This window comes from Micromonospora sp. LOL_021, from assembly GCF_048060215.1.
GTDB lineage: Bacteria > Actinomycetota > Actinomycetes > Mycobacteriales > Micromonosporaceae > Micromonospora_E.
Map to the genome: position 1 here is coordinate 1 of NZ_JBHMIN010000157.1, position 408 is coordinate 408.

Below are 408 nucleotides of genomic sequence, written 5' to 3' on the forward strand. Positions count from 1 at the left end.
TCATGACTGTGGGTGTGGATGTCGGGGCGGCTGTCGCGGCGTTGGCCGGGGCGTACGACACGGGGGTCCCGTGTGCGCCGTTGCGGGACCGGCTGCTGCCCGCCGGTGACGTGGATACGGCGTACGCGGTGCAGCGGGAGTTGGTGGCCGGTTGGACAGGGGCCGGGCGGCGTCGGGTGGGGGCGAAGATCGGGTTGACGTCGCCGGCGGTGCAGGCCGCGTTCGGCGTGTTCCAGCCGGATTTCGGGGTGTTGTTCGCGGACATGGCGGTGGCGGATGGTGACGAGGTGGATCTGGGCGGGTTGATCCAGCCCAGGGTGGAGGCGGAGGTGGCGTTCGTGCTCGGCGCGGATCTGCCGGACGGGCCGGCGACGGTGGTGGATGTGCTGCGGGCCACCGACTTTCTGC

1 protein-coding gene is annotated in these 408 nt (G+C 71.6%); it reads left to right on the forward strand.

The window, feature by feature from the left end; translation table 11 throughout:
• Positions 1-8: 8 nt before the first annotated feature.
• Positions 9-408, forward strand: a 400-nt coding sequence (locus ACFHWT_RS31475) for a 2-keto-4-pentenoate hydratase (RefSeq protein WP_416598347.1), incomplete at its 3' end; no start/stop codon positions are given.